Source organism: Peristeroidobacter soli (assembly GCF_004138485.1).
GTDB classification, from domain to species: Bacteria; Pseudomonadota; Gammaproteobacteria; order Steroidobacterales; family Steroidobacteraceae; genus Steroidobacter; species Steroidobacter soli.
The window spans coordinates 838,581-862,696 of record NZ_RYEV01000004.1 but is presented as its reverse complement, the minus strand read 5'-3'; the positions used below and the strand labels follow the sequence as shown (position 1 = coordinate 862,696).

Sequence of the window (24,116 nt, the reverse complement as noted above, 5' to 3'; positions counted from 1 at the left end):
TGACTCAGTGATGCATGTCTGCGTGCTCGGCGGAGGGGTGATAGGCGTCACCACGGCGTACTATCTGGCACGCGACGGCCATCGGGTCACGCTGCTCGACCGGCGTGAAGGCGTCGGGCTGGAGGCCAGCTTTGCCAATGGCGGACAGCTCAGCTACAGCTATGTGGCTCCGCTCGCGCAGCCGTCGATCCTGCCCAGCCTGCCGGGCTTGCTTCTGATGCGGGATTCGGCGCTTCGCTTCGCGCCGCGCCTGGATTGCCTGCAATGGCGTTGGCTGTTCGCGTTCCTGCGAGCCTGTCGCAAGGAAGTGGCTTCCCAGACCACCACTCATTTGCTGACGCTCAGCCTGTATAGCCGCTCCTTGCTCCATGACCTGGTGCGCGAGGAGTCCGTCGAGTTCGACTACAAGCGCAACGGCAAGCTGGTGCTGTTCCGGGATCGAGGCGCTTTCGAGCAGGCTCAGCGGCAGATGGAATTCCAGGCGGCGTTGGGCAGCGAGCAGCAGGCGCTCGGTCCGATGGCCTGCACGGCGCTGGAGCCGGCGGTCGAGCCGCTGCGCTCCGAGCTTGCCGGCGGCATCTACACCCCCAGCGAAGACGTTGGCGATTGCCACCAGTTCACCGTCGAGCTGGCGCGATTGGCTCGCGACAAGTACGGGGCGGAATTCGTCTACGGCTCGCAGATTCAGCAGCTGCAGGTCTCGAACGGACGTATCGCGGCGGCTCGTACACAGCGCGGCGATGTCGAGGCCGACGCGTTCGTGGTCGCGGCCGGCATGTCGAGTGTGAGGCTGCTCGACCCGTTGGCTGTAAAGTTGCTGCTGTATCCACTGAAGGGCTACAGCTTGACCGTCCCCATCGACTCCGGTCACGACGCACCCAGCGTGAGTGTCACCGATTCCGATAACAAGGTCGTCTACGCAAAGCTCGGGGACCGGCTGCGTGTCGCCGGCATGATCGATATCACCGGCAGTCCGAATGCCGATCCGCGCCGCCTCGATCTGCTTCGCAGGCAGGCTCGTGAAGCGTTTCCCCGCGGCGGCGATTACAATCGGGCGCAAGGTTGGTCCGGGCAACGACCCGCGACCCCCAGTGGGAAGCCTGTGCTCGGCAGTACACCTTATTCGAATCTTTGGCTCAACACCGGTCAGGGCGCCCTGGGGTTCACGCTCGCCTGTGGCAGCGCGCGCCTGGTCGCCGATTGCATCGCCCAGCGGCCGCCCGCATTGGACATGAGCCCCTTCCGCCAAGCATGAACCTGCGGCAGATCGAAATCTTTCACGCGGTGTACGCGAGTGGTTCGGTCACGGTTGCCGCCCGGGAGCTGCACGTCTCGCAGGCGTCGGTGAGCAAGACGCTGCGACATGCGGAGCGGCAGGTAGGTTTCCCCTTGTTCCGGCGGCAGAAGGGCCGGCTGGTGCCCACGCCGGAGGCGCATCTGCTGTTCCGCGAGGTCGACGAAGTTTATAAGCGCGTCGGTTCGCTGAAGGCTTCCATCAAGAATCTTCGCGCCGGCGGCGAAGGGCGGTTGCGTCTCGCGGTGCTGCCTTCGCTCGGCCTGGGCGTGACGCCGGCGGCGGTGGCGAGTTTCAGAGCCGCGAACCCCAAGGTGACTTTCGACGTCCAGACGCTGGATCACTCGGACATCCTGCGCTGTCTGTACGAGCGGGAGAGCGATCTGGCGGTCGGCTTCGTCGCCCCGAATCATCCGCGTCTGAAATCCGTCCAGGTCGGTTCGGGTGAGCTGGTGCTGTTGCATCGGGACGGCGCGTTTGCCGGCAGCAACTCACGGGTCGATCTGCGCAAGCTCGCTGGCTGCGACTACATCAGCCTCACCGGCAGCGGTCCGATCGGCGCGTTGCTGTCGGCGGAGCTCGAACGCCAGCAGGTGGAAGTCAATGAGATCGCGTCGGTGCGAACCTTCTATGTCGCGGCCGCATTGGTCGCGCAGGGCGCAGGTATCAGCGTCGTCGACGAGTTCACCGCGCGCGCACCGATCTCCTCGGGGCTGGAGTATCGACGGCTTTCGCCCCGCATTTCTTTCGGGGTGTACTGCATCTGGCTGGAAGAACAACCGCCGTCTCGCGTGTGCCAGCGATTCATCGCCGAGCTGCGCAAACATCTGCCCGCATCCTCCGCCGGCGGCGGCGCATGAAGCTCGGCTTGATCGAGACCGCCGCCGTGGCGAGCCTGCTGCTGCTCGCCGGCTATGCGATCCGTCGCATCGTCACGCCGCTCGAGCGGGTAAACATGCCTGCGCCCGTGATTGGTGGATTGATTGCCGCGGTGGGCATGCTGATCGCGCGCCTCTTGGAACTGCCGGCGGTCGAGTTCGATACCTCGCCTCAGCAGCCGCTCATGATTGCGTTCTTCACCAGCCTGGGATTCGCGGCCAGCGTTCGTTTGCTGCGTGCGGGCGGTTTACAGGTCCTGGTGTTGCTGGCGTTGTGCTCGGTGTTTGCAGTCCTGCAGAACCTGCTGGGCATCGGGATTGCCAGCGCGTTCGGTTTGAATCCGTTGTTCGGCGTCATCACCGGCTCGGTCACGTTGACGGGCGGTCCGGCGACCGGGCTGGCGTTCGCACCGTTGTTTGAAGAGGCGGGCGTGGCCGGCGCGGGAACGGTTGCGATCACCACGGCGATGGCGGGAATCATCCTGGGCAGCCTGGTGGGCGCGCCGCTGGCGACTGCGCTCATCGAGCGGCATGGGTTGAAGACTCCGACAGTCGCGCGTTCCTCATCTCCGTCCATGAGCGCGGCAGAACATCCAGAGCCACGGGATGAGGGCGCTCGCGTCCTGATGGTGCTGAAAACCATTGCGATATTCTTGATCGCGATGTGGCTGGGCTCATGGATCAGCGCCGCGATCCAGCGCACGGGATTGACCATGCCGGCGTATATCGGCGCGATGCTGGCCGCATCGGCGCTGCGCAATCTCGATGATGTGACGGGGTGGCTCAGGTTGCCGCATCGATATATCGATATCGCCGGTGCCGTGACGCTGTCGCTGTTTCTGGTGATGGCGATGATGACGCTCGATCTGCTCAAGCTGTCGAGCCTGGCGGGGCCGTTGCTGGTCATCGTCTTCGCGCAATTGTTGCTGGTCATGCTGGCGTTCGTGTGGCCGCTCTATCAATGGATGGGCCGCGATTACGAAGCGGCCGTGATCTCCGGGGGCTTCGCCGGTTTCATGCTCGGCACCACCGCCAACGCCATGGCAGTGATGCGTTCGCTGGTGGAACGGTATGGTCCGGCGCCGCGCGCGTTTCTGGTTGCGCCGCTGGTGGGCGCCTTCTTCATGGACTTCACCAACGCACTGATCATCACCCTGTTCCTGAACCTGCTGGCGTGAATTTTCGGTGAAAGCACTTAAAGCGGCCGGGGCACCTTGACCGCTGTCGAGGCCCGCGTCTAAAAGGGCCTCATGCAAGCATCTGCGCGATTCCTGGTTCGATTCGTCCTGGTCGTGGCGGCATTCGTCGCCGTTCCCGCCTCCGCCAGCGACCCGGCGCTGCCGATCGCGCAGATCGATGCCCGCATGGCGGCGATGCTGAAGGAATGGGATCAGCCTGGCATGGCGATCGCGCTCGTCACGCGCGAGGGCATCGTTCACGAGAAAGGTTTCGGTGTCCGCGATCTGCGCAGCAAGCAGCCGGTCGATGAGCGCACGCTGTTCGGGATCGCTTCGCTGTCCAAGAGCTTTGCGGCTACCACGGTCGCGAAGCTGGTCGCCGACGGTCGCATGAACTGGGACGATCCGGTGATCCGGCACCTGCCGTGGTTCGCGATGCCTCGTGAACGCGACACACCGGAAGTCACGCTGCGAGACCTGCTCAGCATGCGTAGCGGATTCGGCAGTTCGGAATATACGTTCCGCCGCGTCAGTGCGAATCGGACGGATCATGTTCGTCGCATTCGTTTTCTCGAACAGCGCCATCCGTTGCGCAGCGAATATCTGTACACGACGGATTCGTACACGGCGATTGGCGAAGTGGTCGCAACGGTCACGGCCGCGCCGTGGGAAGCCTTTGCCGCTGAAACGCTCTGGAAGCCCATCGGCATGACCCGCACGAACGCCGACCACACGGTGGCGCGTGCAGACAGCAACGCTGCGTCTCCGCATATCACTGTGCAGGGACGGAAGCAGGCCATCGATTGGATCTACGAGGACTACAACGCGCTGCCAGCCGGCGGCGTGAATTCGACCGCTCACGATCTGGCGTTGTGGCTGCAGTTTCAGCTCAACGATGGCGCCGTGAACGGCAAAGCCCTGTTGCCGTTTGCCGCCTTGAAAGAAACCCGCACGCCGCAGACGCCCGAGCGTGGACGCTTTGCCAATCGCGCCTGGTCGGAAGCGGCGGGCGAGGGCGACGACGCGTTTCGTCATCCGGCGTACGCGATGGGATGGATGACACACACGTATCGCGGTCACGACGTTGTCGCGCATTCCGGCGGCATCGACGGCTTCCGCACCTTCATGGGGTTCCTGCCCGATGACAACATCGGCATCGTCGTACTCACGAACGCCGACCAGTCGATGCTGACGATGGCCGCATTCCAGACGATGGTCGATGCCGCGCTCGGTCGCGGTGTGTCGAGTCGATGGAGCGACAGCTTTCGCCGCATGGCCCTCGCTGATGCGGAGGCCGGCAAGAAGCGTCGCGCTGAGTTGGAAGCCGCTCGCCTCAAGGGCACCAGGCCTTCGCTGCCGCTCGATCGATACACCGGCACGTTCGCCGACAACGGTGCCTTCGGCGAGTCGCGAGTTCATGTCGAGAACGGCAAGCTGGTCATCGATGCCGGCCGCATGCAGTACGAGCTGAGCCATTGGCATCAGGATCAGTTCGAGGCCAGGCCGCGCTGGCCCTACGAAATGGCCTCGCGAAATTTCTTTGTGAGCTTCCGGCTCGACCCGGCCGGGCAGGTCGTGGGGTTCGACTTCAGCACCGGCTCGGTGTTCAAACGACTGAAGTAGCGCGTCCCGACACAGCGTCTGATGCGATAGCCCCAGAAGAGGTCGCGTCGATCCGCTTTGCGCAAGCGCAGCGGAATGCAGTCGATAACCGGTTGTCGACGGGTCACAGCCGGGTCACATTCTTCAACTTCCCGATCTCAAAACGGCGCAGCGTGGCGACAGTGATTCGCCGACGCTAGGATCGCTGCGCAGTTTGATTTCACGCCACGGCAAACGCCGGGCGCTCGCGAGTTCCAGCATCGGAACATCGTCAAGCGTAGCGCCTACCCATCGAAGGATCGATCAACGCGGTCGCGACTCTATCCAAGAGTCGTGCTCGACGGGCTGCTTTTGCTCGCGGTTCTTCGTATCGAAGGGTTGTCGGAAAAATGTCTCAGCATGATTCTCGGAATTCGGGTAAGGCCTCACTGAGGTTGGTCATCTCCACGCTGCTGGCGCTCAATGGCGCAGCACTCATGGCTACCGAAGCATGCGCGCAAGACAGCGATGCTGGCGCGTCCAACGTGCAGCCATCGGAAGTGGACACGGTCGTCGTCATCGGCTCGCGCAGTGGCGAGGCGACGGTGCTCAACAGCGCCGCGCCAGTTCAGGTCGTGAGTGGTGCCGATCTCGCCGAGAGTGGCGCGCGAACGCTCAGCGAAGCGCTGCAGTCTACTGTGCCGTCTTTCAGTTTCCCGACGTCCGCGGCTTCGAGCAACGCGGCGAGCTTCGTGAAAGGCGTCGCGCTGAGAGGCTTGGCGGCCGACCAAACATTGGTATTGGTCAATGGCAAGCGGCGTCACGCGTCGGCGCAACTCAATGCGTCCACCGGCGTGACCAAAGGCGCGCAGACGGTCGACTTGAACAGCATTCCCTTGAATGCGATCGAGCGCGTTGAAGTGCTGCTCGACGGCGCGTCCGCCCAGTACGGCTCGGATGCGGTGGCGGGCGTGGTCAACATCGTGCTCAAGGAGAGCACGGAGGGCTCCGACCTGTCGGCGCAGTTCTCGAAGAACGCCAAGGGCGATGGCGATACCTATTCGGTCGGTGGCAGCCTCGGCTCGACGCTGCCGGGCGATGGCTTCGTCACGGTGTCGTTCGACGCGTGGGATATCGACGCCACGCGGCTGTCGACGATCGATACGCGCCAGATGTATTTCGCCAACGATCCGCGCGAGTCGACCTACGACAATCGCGACTGGTTCTACGGCAGCGGCGCCTCCAAGCGCTACAACGTTTTCGTCAACGCCGAGAGCACGATCGGTTGGGCCACGGTGTACGGCTTCGGCTCGTACGGTTGGCGCGAGGATCACGGCTTCGGCAATTTGCGTCAGCCGAATTCCGATCAAACGGTTCGCGCGCTGTTTCCGGACGGGTTTCAACCGTTCCTGGATATCAAGTCTCAGGATGCCTCCGCCACGCTTGGCGCGAGGTTCGGGTCGGATTCGCTCGGCGCATTCGATCTGAGCGCGACGTACGGTCGCAATCGAGTCGAGTCGGTCGTGTGGAACACGAACAACTCGAGCCTCGGCACCGCCAGCGGCACGCGCTTCGATACCGGCGATCTGCTCAACGTCCAGAGCAGCGTGAATCTGGACTGGACCCATTCGTTCGACGTGCCGGTGCTGTCGGCACCGTTGCAGCTCGCGGCCGGCGTGACTTATCGCCACGAAAGCTATGAGGTGTTCGAGGGCGACTACGGGTCGTGGGCCAACGGCGGCGTGCGCATCATCGACGGTCCGAACGCGGGCCGGGTCGCGACGCCGGCATCGCAGGGCTTTGGCGGCTTTTCGCCGGATGATGCCGGGCGATTGAGTCGTGACGTTGAAGGCGCGTACGTGGAGCTCGAGAACGAGCTCACCGAAAAGCTCAGAGTCACGCTGTCCGGTCGCAGCGAGCATTACTCCGACTTCGGCTCGACGACCAACGGCCGACTGGCGTTGCGTTATGAAGTGCTGCCGAGCCTTGCCTGGCGTGGTAGTGCGAGCACAGGTTATCGCGCGCCGTCGCTGGGTCAGTCGGCGTACTCGCGCACGATTCCAAACATCACCAATGGCGTGTTGGCCACCAACCGTCTCGCCCGAGTGGACAGCGCGCTCGCACGTGCCTTGGGGGCGACGAGCCTGACGCCGGAAGAGTCGGTCAACTTTTCGACCGGCTTCGTCTGGACGCCGGCCAGCCATGCTTCGCTGACGGCTGACGTGTATCAGATCGACATCGATGATCGCATCGTGCTGTCGGAAGTGCTGTCCGGTCCGCTGGTGACGGCGGCGCTGAATGCCGCTGGCTTCTCGACGTTCTCAGGCTTGCAGTACTTCACCAACGCGGCGGACACGCGCACGCGCGGTCTGGATGTCACGGGCCGCTATGGCTTCACGTTCGGCGGCGGGCACGATCTCAACTTCAGCTTGGGCTACAACAGGAACGATACGGAGATCACTGCGCGCAAGCCGACACCGAGCGTCCTGGCCGGCAGCAACCTGGTGCTGATCGGTCGTGAGAGCGCGGGCATCATCGAGCAGGCCAATCCGACCTCGTTCGTGCGGCTGGCGGCGGACTATTCGTTCGATAACTTCAGCGCGCACCTGGCCGGCCTTCGCTACGGAACATACAAGACGTTCCACACCAGCAACCCGGCGCTCGATCAGAGCTACGCAGAACAGTACGTCGTCAACTTGAGCGCGGACTATCGCTTCAACGACGCGTTCAACGCGACGCTCGGCGTGAACAACCTGTTCGACAGCCATCCGGACAAGGTGCTGCCGGCACTGCGTAACCCGGTGGTCTCGTTGTACTCGAACCTGTCGCCCGAAGGCGGCGCCGGCGCGATCTATTACGCGCGTTTCAACTTCTCATTCTGAGTGAGGCCCATGAACAAATTCTCCCTCAAGCCCATGCTCGTGGCGCTGACCTTGTTGTCGCCAGTGGCGCTGGTCCACGCGGCTGAACACAGCACGCCCGTGAAGGAAACCGGATCGGCTGAACAGCGTCGCGAAGTGCTGCAGGCGGTCGAGCAGTGGAAGCAGGCGGTGATCAAGAAAGATCGTGCCGGTCTGGAGCGCGCGTATCACGCCGATCTGTCCTATGGACACACCGATGGCGCCGTGCTGACGAAACAGGAGCAGATCGATCGCACCATCGTGCCGAACCGTGACTTCACCGATGTCGATCTCACCGACATCGCGGTTCGTGTCTATGGCAATACCGCCTTCGTGACGGGAGGGTTTGCGTTCCACGTGGCCGAGCAGGGGAGCGAGCCTCGCGTGGCCAGGCTCGCCGGCTTGGATGTCTGGACCAAGGGACCGCAGGGTTGGCAATTGGTTGCTCGCCAGCTGACCCGCCTGCCGTAATCGCGACTCGGAGACTCACGACCATGCACAATTCACTGTTTCGTAAGTCACGCGTCGGGCTCGCCGTGGCGCTGCTCGTTGCGACGACTTCTTTCGCCGCGCCCTCAGCGGACAACCTGCAGAAGGCCGCTGCCATCCACAAGCAGATCGTCACGTTCGACAATCACCTGGACATTCCATTCGAGTACGGCGTCGGCGCGCTCGACGCGGCCAACAACGGCGAGTCGCAATTCGACCTGCCCAAAGTGGAGCAGGGCATTCTGAAGGGCGCTGCCATCGCGATCTTCGTTCCGCAAGGCCCGCGAACCGCGGAAGGCGTGCAGCAGGCACGCGCCAAGGCCGAGCAGAAATACGAGATCCTCACGTCGATCGCCAAGAAATATCCGGACCGCGCCGAGATCGCCTACACGCCGGCGGACGTCCGGCGCATCGAGAAGGCGGGCAAGTTCGCCATCGTGCTGAGCATTCTCAACGGCAGCCTGATCGGGAACGATCTGTCGCAGATCGATGCCTGGCAGGCCAAGGGCGTGCGCTTGTTCGGCTTCACTCACAACGGCAACAACGATCTGGCCGACTCTTCGCGTCCGCATCTGCTGCTCGGTGACAAGCTCGATGAGCACAAGGGCCTGTCGGAGCTGGGCAAGAAGGCGGTCGCACGTCTCAACGAGCTGGGCGTCGTGATCGACGTGTCGCAACTGTCGGGCAACGCGCTGGCGCAAGTGTTGAGCCTGACGAAGGCGCCTGTCGTCGCGTCGCATTCGAATGCGCGTGCCATCATCGATCACCCGCGCAACTTGAGCGATGAGCAGTTGCTGGCGATCAAGAAGAATGGTGGCGTGGTCGCGGTCAATGCTTACAGCTCGTGGGTGCGTCCGTTGCCGCCGGAAGCGCAAACCAAGCTCAACGCGATCCGCGCGAAATATGGCGTGCCTCAGGAAGCAAACATCGCGGGCGTGCAGCCACTCACCGAGAAGGGCGTGAAAGTGCTGTCTCGAGAAACATTCGCGAAGTACAGCGAGGAGTTCCACGATGTCACGGGCTCTGCGGAGTACCGCGCCTCGCTCGAGGAGTACGTGAATCAGATCGACTATGTCGTGAAGAAGATCGGTATCGACCATGTCGGCATTTCGTCGGACTTCAATCATGGCGGCGGCGTCACTGGTTGGAACAACGAGGGCGAATCGTTGAACGTCACGGCCGAGCTGCTGCGACGGGGCTACTCTCAAGAGCAGATCGCCAAGCTGTGGGGCGGCAATTTCCTGCGCGTGTGGGAAAAGGTTCAGTCGCTCGCCAGGTCTTGATTGGAATCGGCCATGCATCGACGTAAGGTTCTTCAGCTCCTGGGCGCAACGGCGGTTGCCGCGGCCTACGGTTCCTCCGCTCGTGCCGCGCGATCAGGCGATCGCGTGGTGGTGATCGGCGCCGGCATTCTCGGCGCGGCCATTTCGTATCAGTTGGTACGACGGGGCGCGAAGGTCACGATCCTCGAAAAGACCGCGCCGGCGAGCGGCACCACGGGCGACTCGTTCGCTTATCTCAACGCATCGACGAAATCGTCGTCGCGGCCGTATTTCGACCTCAACGCGCGAGGCATGGCCGGATGGCGACGCTGGCAAGCGGAGTTGGGCGGCGCTTTGCCGTTGCAGTGGGGCGGTTCCATCTATTGGCGTGACCAGAACGCCGCCACGGAGAAGTTGCTTTCGACGCTGCGGATCTGTCAGGAGTGGGGCTATCCTGGTCGGCGCGTCGATGAAGACGAGTTGCGAGGGTTGCTGCCGAAGGCGTCGCTGGGTCGGGTGGACGGCGCGGTCGTCTATGAAGAGGAGGGCGTCGTTGATCCGGTCGGTGCGGTTCGCGTGCTGCTCGATCGAGCCAAGTCGCTCGGTGCGACGCTAAAGTTTCCGGTTGAAGTCACCGGCATCGATGTCGCGGGCGATCGAGTCCGCGGTGTGAAGACGAACGAAGGCAATATCGAAGCGGATACCGTCGTCGTGGCCGCCGGTCTCGGCAGCCAATGGCTCGCCAACTCGCTCGGTGTGAAGTTGCCGTTGACGCCCTCGATCGGTGTGCTGATTCACACGGCGCCGCAACCGAAGCTGCTGGACTCAGTGGTGTTCGCGCCCACCAGCACGGTCAAACAAAGTCTCGATGGTCGCATCGTGAGTAGCAGCGGTCATGAAGGATCGAGCGACGGAGGCACTCCGGAGCAGCAGGGCCAGCGCATTCTGGCGAACGCGGCTCGGTACTTTCCTACGTTGAAGGACGCAAGGATCGAGCGAGTGAGCCATGGCCTGCGAGTGTTGCCCGAGGACGGTTTTCCAGTCCTTGGCTACGCGCCAAAGGTCGGGAACCTGTATCTCGCCGTGACCCACAGTGGTATTACGCTTGCGCCAGCCGTCGCGCAGTTCGCCACCCAGGAGATCCTGGACGGCATCGCGCCGGACCTGTTGGCGCCGTTCCGGCCGACGCGGTTCGCATAATTTCGCGAAAGGGGTTCTCCACGGCGCCGGGCTTGTGGTCTAATTGCGCCGCCTCTCGAGGGGAGTAGCCGGAGCGTCAGCTCCTGCCGTGTCGTCAGTACGGAGTCTCGTCGCCCGACGCGGGTGATGAGGTTTCCCGGCACCGCAGACCACGCATAGCGTGGGTGGCAAGACCGAAGCGGCCGTGGTCCTCCCCCTATTCCTGCCGGTCTCGCGTCGACCGCTCTATTCGCGAGAGGCTGTCATGAGCTCTATCGGTACTCCGCTGATGTGGTGTCTGTTCGCCGCATTCGTGGTGCTGGCGCTGGTCGTCGATTTCATTGCCCTCAATAAACAGGGCGCGCACAAGGTCTCGATGCGCGAGGCGGCCGTGTGGTCGCTGATCTGGGTCGGTGTGAGCGCGGCGTTCGCCGGCTGGCTGTGGTGGTATCTGGGCCAGAGTCCCGACGAAGCCACCAGAGCGTTGGCAAACACCAAGGTGCTGGAATTCACGACCGGATATCTGGTCGAGAAAGCGCTCGCCGTCGACAACGTCTTCGTGTTCCTGATGGTCTTCACGTACTTCGCGGTACCGGGGGAGTATCAGAAGCGCGTGTTGATGTTCGGCATCCTCGGCGCCATCGTGCTGCGCGCGGCCATGATCCTGGTCGGTGCCTGGCTGATCGCGCGCTTTCACTGGGTGCTCTATATATTCGGCGCGTTCCTGGTGTTCACCGGCATCAAGATGTGGTGGGCGTCCGGGCAGGAGCCCGATCTGGAATCCAATCCCGCGCTGAAATGGTTGCGTCGGCGCATGCGCGTCGCGCCCGGCTATGACGGCGAACGGTTGTTCACCCGCATCGATGGTCAGCGGCTGGCCACACCGCTTGCACTGGTGGTGGTATTGATCGGCATCGTCGATGTGGTGTTCGCGGTCGATTCGATCCCGGCCATCTTCGCGATCACGACCGATCCGTTCATCGTGCTGACCTCGAATGTCTTCGCGATTCTCGGTCTGCGTGCACTGTATTTCCTGCTCGCCGGCATGCACGAGCGCTTCCATCTGCTGACTTACGGACTGGCGGTCGTGCTGCTGTTCATCGGCACCAAGATGCTGTTGATCGACATCTATAAGATTCCTGTCGGCGTTTCGCTCGGCGTCACCGCCGCCATTCTCGCGACCTCGATGCTGCTGTCCCAATGGATCCCGGCGGGCGACAAAAAGGGCACCGCCTATCCGTTTGCCGCCAGGAAACCGGAGCCTCAGGAGAAGCGCTGAAACACCAGGGTTCCGTTGGTGCCGCCGAAGCCGAAGCTGTTGGACATGACCGTCTCGATGCGCTGCTCGCGAGTGGCGCGCAGGATCGGATAGGGCGCGCACGCCGGATCGATGTCTTCGATGTTTACCGAGCCGGCCATGAAGCCGTCGCGGAGCATGAGGAGACTGTAGATCGCTTCGTGCACGCCGGCGGCGCCGAGCGAATGACCGGAGAGCGATTTGGTCGAAGAGATCGGCGGTATCTGCGCGCCGAACACTTCGCTGATCGCTCTGAGCTCGATCGCATCGCCGAGCGGTGTCGAGGTGCCGTGCGCGTTGAGATAGTCGATCGGACCATTCACGGTCGCGAGCGCCTGGTGCATACAACGGACTGCGCCTTCACCGGAGGGTTGCACCATGTCGGCGCCGTCGGCGGTCACGCCGAAACCGACGAGCTCGGCAATGATGGGCGCGCCTCGGGCACTCGCATGCTCGAGCGATTCGAGCACGATCATGCCGCCGCCGCTTGCGATGACGAAACCATCGCGTTGTGCGTCGTAGGCACGTGAGGCGGTCTCCGGCCGATCGTTTCGTCCGGCGGAGAGCGCACCCATGGCGTCGAAGAGCGCGGTCAACGACCAGTGCTCTTCCTCCCCGCCGCCGCAGAACATCACATCCTGGTGGCCCCATCGAATCTGTTCTGCGGCGGCGCCTATGCAATGCGCGCTGGTCGCGCAAGCGGAAGTCACGGAGTAACTCACGCCTTTGATATGAAACGTCGTGGCGAGACAGGCGGCAACGGTGCTGCACATCGTTCGGGGCACTCGCGTTGCGCCGACCTTGCGTACGCCGCGAGATCGCAACGTATCCGCCGACTCGACGACGTTGGCAGGTGAGCCGCCGCCGCTGCCGGCGATCAAGCCGGTGCGGGGATGGCTCACTTGAGTTTCAGTCAGGCCGCTGTCGCGGATGGCGTGCGATAAGGAAATCGCGGCGAATGCCGCCGCGTCGCCCATGAAACGCAAATCCCGCCGATCGACATGATCCTGAGTGTTGATCTGGGGCACGCCGGCGATCTGGCTGCGCAAGCCGAACTCGGCGTACTGAGGCATCGCGCGGATGCCGGACCGGCCGATGCGCAACGATTCGCTGACGGTCTGCAGATCATTCCCGAGGCACGAGACGATGCCCATGCCTGTCACCACGACCCGCCGCATCATTCGATTCCGGACGTGAGAGTCATGCCGCCCATGCGGGCGGGGCCGTCGAACAGGCCGACGCGCAGTCCGCGTGCGGCGTAGATCCGCTCGCCGTCCGCAAACAAGGTACCGTCACCGGTGATCATGATGAGCTTGCGAACGATGACGCGCCGGATGTCTATTTGATACGTGACTCGCTTGACGCTCGGTAATACCTGGCCGAAGAAACGAACCTCGTCGACGCCCAGCGCGCGCCCGAGGCCTTTGTGCTGACTCCATGCGAGATAGAAGCCGATCAATTGCCACATCGCATCGAGCCCGAGACAACCCGGCATGACGGGATCGCCGCGAAAGTGACAGTCGAAGAACCAGAGGCCGGGATCGATATCCAGCTCGGCGCGCACTTCGCCGCGGTCGTAAGCGCCGCCGTGCGAGGCAATCCAGGTGATGCGATCGACCATGCGCATCGGGCCGACCGGCAGGCGCGGCGTATTCGGCCCGAACAGTTCGCCTTCACCGCAGGCGATCAGTTCCTGTTTCGAGAACGACGATTGACGAAGGGGCGGTGCCGTGCTGGCGACGGCGGCGATCGTGGTGTGCATGGGCCCGATTAGAGCGCACGATGCGTGAGGTCACCTTGATGTGAGTCAATTGAAGTCGCTGAATTTGCATGCAGCAGGGTCCACATCGCATCGGTGCGCTCCAGCACGTCGCGACTCATTTCGATCGGCCTTCCCCAGCGGCGTTTGGTTTCGGCCGGCCATTTATGGGTGGCGTCGATGCCGAGCTTGGACCCGAGTCCCGCGACCGGGCTGGCGAAATCCAGGTAATCGATGGGCGTCCGTCGCACCAGATGCGTGTCGCGCGCCGGATCGACGCGCGTGGCGATGGCCCAGATCACCTCCTGCCAGTCGCGGATGTTCACGTCGTCGTCGGTGACGATGATGAATTTGATATACAGGAACTGTCGCAGGTAGGACCACACGGCCTGCATCACCTGGCGCGCATGCCCCGGATAGGCCTTGCGAATGCTGACCACCGCGACCCGGTACGAACAGGCCTCCGGCGGAAAATAGAAATCGGCGATCTCCGGATGGCTTCGCTGCAGCATGGGAACGAACATTTCATTCAGAGCCATCGCCAGCACTGACGGCTCGTCCCAAGGTGAGCGGCCCATGTAGCCGCCGTGATAGAACGCCTGCTCTCGCATGCAGACGCGTTCGATCGTGAACACGGGAAACTTCGCCTGCGAGTTGTAATAGCCGGTGTGATCGCCAAACGGTCCTTCGAGCGCTTCGTCGCCCGACAGGATGTGACCCTCAAAAACGATTTCGGCGGTGGCGGGCGCGTCGAGACCGACGCGGGTCCGATAGATCTCGCTGCGCTGACGGCGCAGCAGCCCGGCGAACTGAAACTCGGAAACGCTGTCGGGGATGGGGGCCGTGGCGGCGATGAGCAGTGCCGGATCGGCGCCGATGGCGACGACCACGGGAAAAGGCTTGCCCGGATGAGCTTTCTGCCAATCCTGAAAGTCGAGCGCGCCGCCCCGGTGGGGGAGCCAGCGCATGATGACCCGATTGCGCCCGATCACTTGCTGACGATAGATGGCAACGTTCTGACGCGGCTTGCGAGTGCCGCGCGTAACCACGAGCCCCCAGGTGATGAGCCGGCCGGCGTCCTCGGGCCAACAGGTCCAGATGGGCAAGCGGGAGAGATCGATTTCATCGCCGCTCAACACGTGCTGATGACACGGCGGGTTCCAGATGACGCGCGGTGTCGCCTTGAGCAAGGGTAGAAAGCTCGGCAGTCGTTCGAGCAGCGCACTCGGACGATCGGGCCACTGCGGATCCTTGAGCGCGCTCAGCAATGTGCCCAGGTCTCTTAATTCCTTGACGTCGGAATAGTCAAGCGCGGCGGCGACTCGCGCCTGTGTACCAAACAAATTACCGAGCACAGGCATGCTCGATCCGCGGGGGCGCTCGAACCACAGTGCCGGGCCGCCAGACTGCAGGCTGCGCTGGCAGAGCGCGGTCATCTCGAGATTCGGATCCACTGCGAAAGGGACGCGCTTCAGTTCGCCCTTGCGCTCCAATGCGCGCACAAAGTCGCGCAGGCTCGCGTAACTCATCCTTGTCTCGATTTGACTATGATCAAACTGATGCAGCCGTGGCCGTGGCATGAATGCGCGGATTCCATTTGCTGGAGATGTCCGTGCTCGATCCCACCACCGTGCTCCGTCCTCTGCTCCGGCTCGCGCCTGCACCGGTTCATTCTCGAGCCATTGCGTTCTTCGTGAACCGGTTGATGCGGGGGCAGTCCATTGAGCCGCGCCTGACGGAGCTGGCGGGAAAGCGGTTCTGTCTGCACGTTCAGGACGTGCCGCTCGCGCTCACGTTCGAAATCACAGCCGCTGGACTGCGCCGCTCGGATCTCGACGCCGATGTGACTTTTCGAGGCGCATTGCGGGACTTCGCGTCGCTGGCTGCGCGCCGAGAAGATCCCGATGCACTTTTCTTTCAGCGCCGCCTGGCGGTGGAGGGCGAAACGGAAACGGGGCTGCATCTGAAGAATCTGCTGGATGGTTGGGAATACGATGTGCCGGGACACTTGCGCGCCGTGCTGCCGGCGCCGGTCGCCAGGTTCACGGAGGCGCTCGCGAACCGCGCTCGTGTGCTGCCCGGGCTATGCCAGCTGCGCCGCCCAGGTAGCCATCGCAATAACCACCGGGAAGATAGGGCTCGGGAAACTCGGTCGCGCCCATAGTGTTGACCGCCTCGTCGAATGCGCGCACCACGTCGATGAAGCCCAGAGAGTGAGGGGACAGCCTGAGCACATCGACGCCGGCGGCGCGCAATGACGAGACATGAGGGTGCAGGTTCTGCACCGAAGCCGATTGCGTCTGGATGCCGTTCAACGTCAGGAACGGCTGTTCCTCGCGCGAGTAGAGCGTGAGCCCGTCAGGATACGAACCGCAGATGAAGCCGCAGTCGTCCTTGGCGAGATTGTGAGAGCGCGCCGTGAAGCACCGCGCCGAGAATGCCAGCGGCAGACGGCCGTACGCGAACATCTCGATTTCCAGTCCGGGCGGGCGCGTGGCGGCCAGCTTCGCAACGGTATCGAGCGGCAACTCGACCGGAGCAACCCAGCGTCGTGCACCTTGTCGAGCGAGCAGGTTGAGTGTCGAGGTGTTGTAGACGTTGAGATGCGGGCCGGCGACGAAGGGCCGACCGGCGCCGTATTCGACGGCGGCGTAGTCGTTTGCTTCGAACAGCCGGGGCGCGCCGTCGATCTGACGGGCGAGCGTGGCCAGCTCGGATTCGGCTTCGAGGAGCGCCAGCGTGGAGATCACGACTTCCTTGCCGGCCTGCGTGAGCATGCGTGCCACGTCGGGCCAATCGTCACGTTCGAGCACTCGACGCTTGCTGCACACGACTTCGCCGAGATAGACGATGTCGACCGGCGCCTCGCACAGCGACTCGTAGAACGAGAGCGCGTCCGTGCGCTCCCACAGGTAAAGAACCGGACCGACGGCGAGTTTCATCATTGCCATGGTCGGTGATACGCACCCAGCGTATGGGTGCGTCCCTCGGCGAGATGATCGAGTGCCGCGGTGATATTGCGAGGAGCTGTCCAGTCCTCGCCGGTGGACAGACAACTATCCAGTGCGCGACGAAGCAGGCCCGTCACATGCGCGACGTATGCAGGGGAGCGCTGGCGTCCTTCCACTTTGATCGCGCGTACGCCGCTCGCGACCAGTCGCGGCAGCACGTCGAGGGCATTCAGGCTGGTCGGTTCCTCCAGCGCATGAAAGACCGAGTCGTTGACGTGGAAGCGTCCTTTGCAGAGGGTCGGATAGCCGGCGGCTTCACCCGGCGCGTAGCGATCGATCAACACACCGTTCAAGCGCGATTGACGGCCATCGGGCGTTTCTTCCCAGCGCACCGCATGCGCCGGCGAGCAAACGCCCTGCATGTTGGGCGAGTGTCCCGTCACATAGGAGGAGAGGGCACAGCGGCCCTCGACCATGACGCACAGGCTGCCGAACCCGAACACTTCGATCTCGACCGAGGTGCGAGCGATCAGCCGCTGCACCTGAGTGCAGGAGAGCACGCGTGGCAGGACGGCGCGTTGAATGCCGAACTCACGCCGGTAGAACTCGATGGCCCGCCAATTGGTCGCCGATCCCTGGACGCTCAGATGCAGACGCAGCTCGGGATGGTGTTCAGCTGCGTAGGACATGAGCCCGGGATCGGCGAGGATCAGTGCATCGACGCCGATATCGGCCGCTTGTTTGATTGCATCGACGCCGGCCTGCCAGTTGCCCGGGCCCGGATAGACGTTGATCGCCACGAATACGCGGGCGCCCCGGGCGTGCGCGTAGTTGAGACCGGAGCGCGCGTCGTCGTAAGCGAAGTTGAGGCCGGGAAAATTCCGGGCGTTGGTCTCACCGCGAAAGCCGATGTAGACAGCGTCGGCGCCATGATCGACAGCGGCGCGTAATGCAGGCAAGGTCCCCGCCGGGCACACCAATTCGAGAGTCATGGCGGAACGGTACGCGTCCGCGCCCTGTCACGACTTGATATGCGTCAATCGGCGTGACTGAGCTGCAGTATCGTGACGCTGTTGCCTTTGATTTGAATGGCACGCTCGCGATGCAACCGCTGCATCATGCGACTGACGGTCTCGATTCTGGCATCGAGCAGATTGGCGATTTCCTGGCGACTCAAGCCGAGCGTGAACTCGCGTCCGTCGTAGCCCCGCTGTTTCAGGCGAGCCGACAGATCGAGCAGGAAGTCGATGATGCGCGTTCGGATGCTGCCGCGGGCATGATTCAGGGTGGGCGCGGTTGCCCGGCTCAGCAATCGGATCAGTGCCGCCGCGAGCTCGCGAACTCGCATGCCTTGTTCTTCCAGCAGTGGCAGAGGAAGCTCGCAACAGACCACCGGCTGGAGCGCGACCGCGTCGGTGGCATATGTGCCGGAGGAGAAAGCTTCGAGCCCGAGCACTTCGCCGGGGACGGCCACCGAGCGGAGCTGCTCGTCACCCTCGGCGGTGACATTCACCACTTTCAGCAATCCCTGACGGACCGCGTAGAGGTGGCCTGCCGGTGCGCCGGCTCTATATAAATGAGCACCGGGGCGGATGGTTCGCAGCGTGCCCATCGGTTTGCGGTTGCGCCCCTCGAGGGCGATGAGGCCGTACAGGCGGCAGACCTCGTTCAGGTCGCAGCTGCTGCATCGGATCGGGCCGGCGGTGGAGCCGTCGCAGGTATCGTCGTCGCGCATGCCGTTCTCGCGGTCTATTGACATGGATCAAACGTCGTTGCCGTTATACCCGGGCCAACTGCGGTGCCACTTGATCTGGATCAAGTGGCGCTCGTTCCGTCATCGCTAGGCTGCGTGCCTCCCGGTTCAGGATTGCGCGATGGCCGTCGACTTTTCTCATGTCCACTACGATTCCGCCGAACACACGCGTCGCTATCCGCGGGTCCGGCGAGCGATGCCTAGAGAAGAGTGGGATGCGGTTTACGACCAGGTCGCGGCGATTCAGGCGCTGAAGCGCCAGCATGGTGCAATGGTGCTGGCCCATAACTACCAGCGCCCCGAGATTTTTCATGGCGTAGCCGACGTTCAAGGCGATTCGCTCGCGCTCGCGCGCATTGCCGCCGAGTCCGATGCGGAAGTCTTCGTCATGTGCGGCGTCCATTTCATGGCGGAGACCGTCAAGCTGCTCGCGCCCGACCGCCTGGTGCTGTTGCCGGACCCGAATGCGGGCTGTTCGCTCGCCGAATCGATTCAGGCCGCCGACGTGCGTGCGTTGCGCGCCCGTTATCCAGGCGTGCCGGCCGTCTGTTACGTGAACACCAGCGCGGCCGTCAAAGCCGAATGCGATGCCTGCTGTACTTCGGCGAATGCCATTCAAGTGGTGCAGAGTTTGGGCTCGCCGGAAGTCATCTTCGTTCCGGATGAGTACCTAGCTGCCTACGTGGCGGCCAACACGTCCGTTCGAATCATTCCCTGGCTCGGGCGCTGCGAAGTGCACGAACGCTTTACGGGCGAGCAGATTCGTGAGTACCGGCAGACCACGGATGCCTTCGTGCTGGCGCATCCTGAGTGTCCGGTCGACGTCCAGGAGGCGGCGGATTTCGTCGGCTCGACCGCGGGAATGATCGCCGCGCTCGACCGGCGACGGCCGGAGCGCGCTGTCCTGATCACGGAGTGCTCGATGAGCGACAACATATCGAGCGAGTTCCCGGGCACCCAGTTCCTGCGCCCGTGCAATCTCTGTCCCCACATGCAGCGAGTCAATCTCGCGAACATTCGTGCGTGTCTGGAGTCGTTGTCGCCCGCGGTCGAGGTGCCCGCCGATGTTGCCGATGGCGCGCGTCGAGCCGTTCAACGAATGCTGAGCCTGAGTGGACGGCCCTCATGAATACGATCGATACCGATGTAGTCGTCATTGGCGCGGGCGCCGCCGGCCTCGTGACCGCTTTGAGCGCGCGTGGCCGGCGAGTGTGCATTCTCACCGCTGACGATCCCCTCAAGTCTGGCGCGGCAAGCGATCTCGCCCGGGGTGGAATCGCCGCGGCCGTGGGCTTGGATGATTCGCCGGCGCTGCATGTGAAAGACACGATGGCCGCGGGTTGCAAGGAGAACGCGGTCCGGGTCACGCGATTCGTCTGCGAAGAGGGACCGGGGACGATCGCCTTTCTGCATGCGCTCGGTGTGCCGTTTACTCGGGAACTCGGTACCTGGTCGTTACATCGGGAAGCTGCGCATAGTCGGGCGAGAGTGCTGCATGCAAACGGCGATCAAACCGGTGCCGCGATCATGGCGACTCTGCGGCTGCACGTGGCGGAGTCCTCTCATATCGAGATGTTGCCGAACACGCAGGCGGTTCGTCTTCTGATCAACGGCGCGGTCAACGGCGTGCTCGCGATAACAGAGGGCGGCCAGCCGCTCGCCATTCGCGCACATGCTATCGTGATCGCCACTGGCGGTATCGGTGGACTGTATAGCCGAAGCACGAATCCGATCGGTGCGTGCGGTGACGGGCTGGCAATGGCGATCGACGCGGGCGCACGAGCCACGGCGTTGCCGTTCGTGCAGTTTCATCCAACGGCACTCAAGGTCGATGCCCGGCCGCAGCCGCTGTTGACCGAGGCGTTGCGTGGAGCAGGGGCGAAGATCGTGGATGAACGCGGCGTGAGCGTCATGCGCGAATATCATCGACTCGGCGACCTCGCACCGCGCGATATCGTTGCCCGCACGATCTATACCCTCGAATGCGTCGGCAGAAATGTGTGGCTGGATGCGACGGGCGTGCGCGATGTTTGCTCGCGATTCCCGGCCGCGTATCAGGCGTGTCTGTCCTATGGCTTCGAGCTGGCGCAGGAGCCCGTGCCTATTACGCCGGCAGAGCACTATCACATGGGCGGCATCGCGGTGGATCTCGATGGGCGATCGAGCCTGCCGGGCCTGTGGGCCGTGGGTGAGGCGGCTTGCACGGGTTTTCACGGCGCCAATCGTCTCGCGAGTAATTCATTGCTCGAAGCAGTGGTGCTCGGCCGCCGCCTCGGTCAGGCATTGAATCGTGAGTATCGGCATCCTGCGAGCGAGTTGATCGCGTCCGCCGTGGTGAGCGATCAATGGGTCGATGAGGAAACCGAGCGGGTGCTGCGCGAATGCATGTGGCGATCGATGGGGCTCGTGCGTGATGCGCGGGGGCTGTCGGAAGGGCTGACCTGCATTGCTCGATTGCGTGAGCGCACGTCGGCACTCGCCTTGCTGACACGACAGCGCCTGGGGCTCGCTGAACACATGATGCGTGCGGCGGCCGGCCAACGTGTCAATCGCGGGGCTCACTACAGAAGCGATGCTGAAGAAGAGCCCGTGCATCGAGTGGTTCACTTGATCTAGATCAAGGAGCGCCAGCGCAGCTGACGCTCATACTGGCAACCAATGGACGCCGCCACTCTTTCGGGCCGACCCTCGGCCTGCCAATCCCGTCGCTTCGCGCTGTTCGAGTACGGCTTCAGGCCGTTCTTCCTGCTCGCCGGCGTGTATGCGCTCATTTCCGTGCCCGCCTGGCTGTGGATCTACACGCATGGGGCGACGATGCCGTCGGGCGTCGCGCCCCAGTTCTGGCACGGCCACGAAATGATCTATGGATTCGCCGCCGCGGCGATTGCTGGTTTCTTGCTCACTGCCGTGCCGAGCTGGACGGGCGCGCGTGGGTTCGGCGGAAGACCGCTGATCCTGCTCACGCTGCTTTGGGTCGCGGGCCGTCTGGTGTTCTTCGCAGGCGATCGATTGCCGGTCTGGCTCATCGCCGTCGTGGAGCTGAGCTTTCTGCCGGCGGTCATGCTGATGCTGGCGCCGCCGCTGCTTCGAGCGCGCAATCGAAACACTCCGATGCTGTTCGTGCTCGGCGTGCTGTGGCTGCTCGATGCTGCCTTCGTCAGTGCGCTGAGGTTTGGCGATCAGGTGCTCGCGCAGGACGCTTTGCACCTGGCGATCAACATCATCCTGGTACTGGTCACGGTCATTGGCGGACGGATTGTGCCGTCGTTCACCGCCAATGCTTTGCGGCGTCGAGGTGAAACCGTCGAGCTCGTGGCCCGGCCGCTGCTGGATCGAGCCGTCATTGGATTGACGATTGCCGTCGCCGCCGTCGATCTTGTCGCGCGTGGTTCGTTGGCGAGTGGGGTGCTCGCGGCCGCTGCAGCCATCGCGCATGCGTGGCGGCTCTCTGGCTGGTACGGGCACAAGACACTACGCGAGCCCATCGTCTGGGCATTGCACATCGGCTATGCATGGTTGCCGATTGGCTTTGCACTCAAAGCTCTCTGGCTGCTGGGTGACGTGTCGTGGGCGGCTCTGTGGCTGCATGCCTTCACGATGGGCGCGTTTGCCACCATGATTCTTGCCGTCACGACTCGTGCATCGCTGGGTCACACCGGTCGACCGTTGGTGGTCGGTCGCGCGATTGCCATCGCATACCTCGCGCTCACGGCGGGTGCGCTGGTCCGAGTGTTCGCGCTGGTTGCGGGCGATGCTTATCGATATGCGGTGACGTTGGCCGGTGCGTTGTGGTGCGTGGCCTTTGCTTTGTATTTGATCGTCTACGCGCCGATCCTGATTCGACCGCGCGTGGACGGCAAACCGGGCTGAGGTTCAGCCCAACGCCACCCAGGTTTCGAAATACCCGCTCGCCGGATACATGGCTCGGACCGGCGGCTGGTGGGTCTGCGGGCTGAACCATTCGGTGTAGGCCAGCAGTTCTTCCATGATGACGCGCAATTCGAGACGCGCCAGCGGCGCGCCCGGGCACACGTGGATGCCCAGACCGTACAGAAGATTCTCGTCGGGATTGCGATCCAGTTGAAACTCATCCGGTGCGTCGAAGGCTCGCTCGTCGCGATTGGCGGAAGCCCACATCAATGTGACACGCGACCCAGCCGCCAAGAATTTGCCACCGATGGTGACGGAGCGCGTGGTCTTGCGGCGACTGGTGAGCAGCGGTGGATGGATACGCAAGATCTCGTCGATGGCCGTTGGCAGCGCCGTCGGCATCTGGCGAAGTTGCTGTTGGACATTGGGATGCTCCGCCAGGTACTGCACCAGAATGCCCACGCAGGCCGCGATGGTGGTCAGTTCACCGACCGTCCAGTTGCGCAGGATGCTGACGATCTCTTCATCCGTGAGCAGGCGTCCACGAATTCGCTCGCGAAGCAGCCGTGATGTGACATCGTCCGCAGGCTCGGTTGCTTGCCTGCGCGTTTCGAGCAGGTCGCGGATGTAACCGTCGAATTCCTGTGCCACCGCCGCTGTTGCGACAGCATCCTGAGCCAGCGTGGCCTCGCGATTTCTAATCGTCCATTGCCGCAGCGGCTCGTGGAGATGCGCGGGCCAGTCGAGAAAGGCCGACTGAGCTTGCAGGGCGAAAGGTTGCGCCAGCTCGCTCATGACTTCCACGGCTCGATCGATCGGCAGTTTACCGATCAGGCCTTCCGCGATCTCGCGACACGCCGGCTCGAACGTGTCGATGCGTTGCTGACTGAAGTAGGGATCGACGATGTCTCGGTAATCCGAATGCAGCGGTGGATCGATCCCGTTCGGCACCGAGAGGTGTGTGGAGACCTCGTTGCTGTAGGTTCGAGGATCGCGCAGGGCGCGTACCACGTCGGCGTGGCGGAACAGCGACCAGTGCATGGCTTCGCTGTGCGCGACCGGACACCGTCGCCTCATGTTGTCATAAGCGCTGATCTGATCCTGCAGGACGCTCGGGTCCTTGGGGTCCCAATCTTCCAGAAACACATGGTCGGGCATGCGGCTCATGCTGCGAGTACACCGCATCCGGCGGCGTGCTGTTCTGACTTAGATCAATGCGCTACTGGCAGCGCCGACCGCATCATCGCGTTCATGAGTCATCCGGTGCTGCTGACGTTGCATCTGTTCGGCGCGCTGATTTTTGTCGGTGCCGTGTTCTTCGAGATATTGATGCTCGAAGGCGTGCGCAAACACGTCGATCGAGCAGCGATGCGCGAGGTCGAGGTGGCCGTCATGAAGCGGGCACGCCGGCTGATGCCGTGGGTTTTGCTCGTGCTGTATGGCGCAGGAGCAGGGATGGCGTGGAGCTATCGGACCGCGCTGGCTCATCCTTTCGAGAGCAGCTTCGCATTGATGCTGTCGCTGAAGATCCTGCTGGCGCTCAGTGTGCTCGGGCATTTCATTCGCGCGATCACATGGAGCCTGCAAGGGCGGATGACGGCGCGCCGCTCGCGATTCATCCACCTGAGTGTGTTCTGGCACATGATCGCCATCGTGCTGCTGGCGAAGGGCATGTTTCACTGGAACCCGGTGTCAGGGAACATCTGATCCATTGCCATTGCTCGA

The 24,116-nt window shown here is 63.2% G+C and carries 20 protein-coding genes and 1 pseudogene; 14 read left to right on the top strand and 7 right to left on the bottom strand.

Annotated features, from left to right (window positions below; all coding sequences use genetic code 11):
• Positions 1 to 10: 10 nt before the first annotated feature.
• The 9 genes from EKO19_RS19465 (at position 11) to EKO19_RS19425 (ending at position 12,040) form a co-directional block, all read left to right on the top strand.
• A complete protein-coding gene (locus EKO19_RS19465; RefSeq protein WP_129778540.1) occupies positions 11 to 1,255 on the top strand; it encodes a D-amino acid dehydrogenase in 1,245 nt (414 codons plus the stop codon).
• Positions 1,252 to 2,154 carry a LysR family transcriptional regulator gene (locus EKO19_RS19460; protein WP_129778103.1) on the top strand — a complete coding sequence of 301 codons (903 nt, stop codon included), beginning with the start codon at positions 1,252 to 1,254 and terminating at the stop codon, positions 2,152 to 2,154. The genes EKO19_RS19465 and EKO19_RS19460 overlap by 4 nt, the downstream gene beginning before the upstream one ends.
• Positions 2,151 to 3,350 carry a sodium/glutamate symporter gene (gene gltS / locus EKO19_RS19455; protein ID WP_129778102.1) on the top strand — a complete coding sequence of 400 codons (1,200 nt, stop codon included), beginning with the start codon at positions 2,151 to 2,153 and terminating at the stop codon, positions 3,348 to 3,350. The genes EKO19_RS19460 and gltS overlap by 4 nt, the downstream gene beginning before the upstream one ends.
• A gap of 72 nt (positions 3,351 to 3,422) precedes the next feature.
• Positions 3,423 to 4,973, top strand: a complete 1,551-nt coding sequence (locus tag EKO19_RS19450) for a serine hydrolase (RefSeq protein ID WP_129778101.1) — start codon at positions 3,423 to 3,425, stop codon at positions 4,971 to 4,973.
• 455 nt (positions 4,974 to 5,428) lie between these two features.
• Entirely contained in the window at positions 5,429 to 7,813 is a 2,385-nt protein-coding gene (locus EKO19_RS19445; RefSeq protein WP_217705460.1) for a TonB-dependent receptor plug domain-containing protein, read from the top strand.
• 9 nt (positions 7,814 to 7,822) lie between these two features.
• The gene (locus EKO19_RS19440) at positions 7,823 to 8,302 is read left to right on the top strand and encodes a nuclear transport factor 2 family protein (protein WP_217705459.1); all 480 of its coding nucleotides are present in this window, start codon (positions 7,823 to 7,825) and stop codon (positions 8,300 to 8,302) included.
• A gap of 23 nt (positions 8,303 to 8,325) precedes the next feature.
• Entirely contained in the window at positions 8,326 to 9,603 is a 1,278-nt protein-coding gene (locus EKO19_RS19435; protein ID WP_129778099.1) for a dipeptidase, read from the top strand.
• A 12-nt stretch (positions 9,604 to 9,615) separates the two neighbouring features.
• Positions 9,616 to 10,782 (top strand): NAD(P)/FAD-dependent oxidoreductase, encoded by a 1,167-nt coding sequence (locus EKO19_RS19430; RefSeq protein ID WP_129778098.1) that lies wholly within the window; start codon positions 9,616 to 9,618, stop codon positions 10,780 to 10,782.
• Positions 10,783 to 11,026: 244 nt separating this feature from the next.
• Positions 11,027 to 12,040 (top strand): TerC family protein, encoded by a 1,014-nt coding sequence (locus EKO19_RS19425; protein ID WP_129778097.1) that lies wholly within the window; start codon positions 11,027 to 11,029, stop codon positions 12,038 to 12,040.
• Here the strand turns inward: EKO19_RS19425 and fabB are convergent.
• The 3 genes from fabB to EKO19_RS19410 are packed head-to-tail and all read right to left on the bottom strand — an operon-like array spanning position 12,025 to position 15,346.
• Complete coding sequence (gene fabB, locus EKO19_RS19420) at positions 12,025 to 13,236, bottom strand: beta-ketoacyl-ACP synthase I (protein WP_129778538.1); 1,212 nt, start codon at positions 13,234 to 13,236, stop codon at positions 12,025 to 12,027. The genes EKO19_RS19425 and fabB overlap by 16 nt on opposite strands.
• The gene (fabA, locus tag EKO19_RS19415) at positions 13,236 to 13,820 is read right to left on the bottom strand and encodes a bifunctional 3-hydroxydecanoyl-ACP dehydratase/trans-2-decenoyl-ACP isomerase (RefSeq protein ID WP_129778096.1); all 585 of its coding nucleotides are present in this window, start codon (positions 13,818 to 13,820) and stop codon (positions 13,236 to 13,238) included. Before fabA ends, fabB begins: the two co-directional genes overlap by 1 nt.
• 8 nt (positions 13,821 to 13,828) lie before the next feature.
• On the bottom strand, positions 13,829 to 15,346 hold the full coding sequence (locus tag EKO19_RS19410; protein ID WP_129778095.1) for a UbiD family decarboxylase: 1,518 nt from the start codon (positions 15,344 to 15,346) through the stop codon (positions 13,829 to 13,831).
• A gap of 53 nt (positions 15,347 to 15,399) precedes the next feature.
• On the opposite strand from EKO19_RS19410, the pseudogene ubiT reads away from it, so the two are divergent.
• Positions 15,400 to 15,753, top strand: a pseudogene (ubiT, locus tag EKO19_RS39915) (ubiquinone anaerobic biosynthesis accessory factor UbiT); the annotation flags it as partial.
• Positions 15,754 to 15,859: 106 nt separating this feature from the next.
• Here ubiT and EKO19_RS39210 read toward each other — a convergent pair.
• The 3 genes from EKO19_RS39210 to EKO19_RS19390 are packed head-to-tail and all read right to left on the bottom strand — an operon-like array spanning position 15,860 to position 18,527.
• Positions 15,860 to 16,762, bottom strand: coding sequence for a U32 family peptidase (locus EKO19_RS39210; RefSeq protein WP_246038916.1), 903 nt, complete (start codon positions 16,760 to 16,762; stop codon positions 15,860 to 15,862).
• A complete protein-coding gene (gene ubiU / locus EKO19_RS19395) occupies positions 16,759 to 17,760 on the bottom strand; it encodes a ubiquinone anaerobic biosynthesis protein UbiU (RefSeq protein ID WP_129778093.1) in 1,002 nt (333 codons plus the stop codon). The genes EKO19_RS39210 and ubiU overlap by 4 nt, the downstream gene beginning before the upstream one ends.
• Before the next feature lie 44 nt (positions 17,761 to 17,804).
• Entirely contained in the window at positions 17,805 to 18,527 is a 723-nt protein-coding gene (locus tag EKO19_RS19390) for a Crp/Fnr family transcriptional regulator (RefSeq protein ID WP_129778092.1), read from the bottom strand.
• A 115-nt stretch (positions 18,528 to 18,642) separates the two neighbouring features.
• On the opposite strand from EKO19_RS19390, the gene nadA reads away from it, so the two are divergent.
• From nadA to EKO19_RS19375, 3 genes are read left to right on the top strand one after another with little or no spacing between them, the layout of a single operon-like run.
• Entirely contained in the window at positions 18,643 to 19,650 is a 1,008-nt protein-coding gene (gene nadA / locus EKO19_RS19385) for a quinolinate synthase NadA (protein ID WP_129778091.1), read from the top strand.
• Positions 19,647 to 21,137 (top strand): L-aspartate oxidase, encoded by a 1,491-nt coding sequence (locus EKO19_RS19380; protein WP_129778090.1) that lies wholly within the window; start codon positions 19,647 to 19,649, stop codon positions 21,135 to 21,137. Before nadA ends, EKO19_RS19380 begins: the two co-directional genes overlap by 4 nt.
• Before the next feature lie 42 nt (positions 21,138 to 21,179).
• The gene (locus EKO19_RS19375; protein WP_129778089.1) at positions 21,180 to 22,391 is read left to right on the top strand and encodes an NnrS family protein; all 1,212 of its coding nucleotides are present in this window, start codon (positions 21,180 to 21,182) and stop codon (positions 22,389 to 22,391) included.
• 3 nt (positions 22,392 to 22,394) lie between these two features.
• Here EKO19_RS19375 and EKO19_RS19370 read toward each other — a convergent pair whose 3' ends face one another.
• The gene (locus EKO19_RS19370; protein ID WP_217705457.1) at positions 22,395 to 23,558 is read right to left on the bottom strand and encodes a cytochrome P450; all 1,164 of its coding nucleotides are present in this window, start codon (positions 23,556 to 23,558) and stop codon (positions 22,395 to 22,397) included.
• A gap of 84 nt (positions 23,559 to 23,642) precedes the next feature.
• Here EKO19_RS19370 and EKO19_RS19365 point away from each other — a divergent pair, with 84 nt between their 5' ends.
• On the top strand, positions 23,643 to 24,098 hold the full coding sequence (locus EKO19_RS19365; protein WP_129778088.1) for a CopD family copper resistance protein: 456 nt from the start codon (positions 23,643 to 23,645) through the stop codon (positions 24,096 to 24,098).
• The last annotated feature ends 18 nt before the right edge of the window (positions 24,099 to 24,116 follow it).

Coding starts and splice junctions, on each gene's coding strand:
- EKO19_RS19465 (WP_129778540.1), top strand. CDS start 11: ATGCATGTCTGCGTGCTCGGCGGAGGGGTGATAGGCGTCACCACGGCG.
- EKO19_RS19460 (WP_129778103.1), top strand. CDS start 1,252: ATGAACCTGCGGCAGATCGAAATCTTTCACGCGGTGTACGCGAGTGGT.
- gltS (WP_129778102.1), top strand. CDS start 2,151: ATGAAGCTCGGCTTGATCGAGACCGCCGCCGTGGCGAGCCTGCTGCTG.
- EKO19_RS19450 (WP_129778101.1), top strand. CDS start 3,423: ATGCAAGCATCTGCGCGATTCCTGGTTCGATTCGTCCTGGTCGTGGCG.
- EKO19_RS19445 (WP_217705460.1), top strand. CDS start 5,429: ATGGCTACCGAAGCATGCGCGCAAGACAGCGATGCTGGCGCGTCCAAC.
- EKO19_RS19440 (WP_217705459.1), top strand. CDS start 7,823: ATGAACAAATTCTCCCTCAAGCCCATGCTCGTGGCGCTGACCTTGTTG.
- EKO19_RS19435 (WP_129778099.1), top strand. CDS start 8,326: ATGCACAATTCACTGTTTCGTAAGTCACGCGTCGGGCTCGCCGTGGCG.
- EKO19_RS19430 (WP_129778098.1), top strand. CDS start 9,616: ATGCATCGACGTAAGGTTCTTCAGCTCCTGGGCGCAACGGCGGTTGCC.
- EKO19_RS19425 (WP_129778097.1), top strand. CDS start 11,027: ATGAGCTCTATCGGTACTCCGCTGATGTGGTGTCTGTTCGCCGCATTC.
- fabB (WP_129778538.1), bottom strand. CDS start 13,236: ATGCGGCGGGTCGTGGTGACAGGCATGGGCATCGTCTCGTGCCTCGGG.
- fabA (WP_129778096.1), bottom strand. CDS start 13,820: ATGCACACCACGATCGCCGCCGTCGCCAGCACGGCACCGCCCCTTCGT.
- EKO19_RS19410 (WP_129778095.1), bottom strand. CDS start 15,346: ATGAGTTACGCGAGCCTGCGCGACTTTGTGCGCGCATTGGAGCGCAAG.
- EKO19_RS39210 (WP_246038916.1), bottom strand. CDS start 16,762: ATGATGAAACTCGCCGTCGGTCCGGTTCTTTACCTGTGGGAGCGCACG.
- ubiU (WP_129778093.1), bottom strand. CDS start 17,760: ATGACTCTCGAATTGGTGTGCCCGGCGGGGACCTTGCCTGCATTACGC.
- EKO19_RS19390 (WP_129778092.1), bottom strand. CDS start 18,527: ATGTCAATAGACCGCGAGAACGGCATGCGCGACGACGATACCTGCGAC.
- nadA (WP_129778091.1), top strand. CDS start 18,643: ATGGCCGTCGACTTTTCTCATGTCCACTACGATTCCGCCGAACACACG.
- EKO19_RS19380 (WP_129778090.1), top strand. CDS start 19,647: ATGAATACGATCGATACCGATGTAGTCGTCATTGGCGCGGGCGCCGCC.
- EKO19_RS19375 (WP_129778089.1), top strand. CDS start 21,180: ATGGACGCCGCCACTCTTTCGGGCCGACCCTCGGCCTGCCAATCCCGT.
- EKO19_RS19370 (WP_217705457.1), bottom strand. CDS start 23,558: ATGAGCCGCATGCCCGACCATGTGTTTCTGGAAGATTGGGACCCCAAG.
- EKO19_RS19365 (WP_129778088.1), top strand. CDS start 23,643: ATGAGTCATCCGGTGCTGCTGACGTTGCATCTGTTCGGCGCGCTGATT.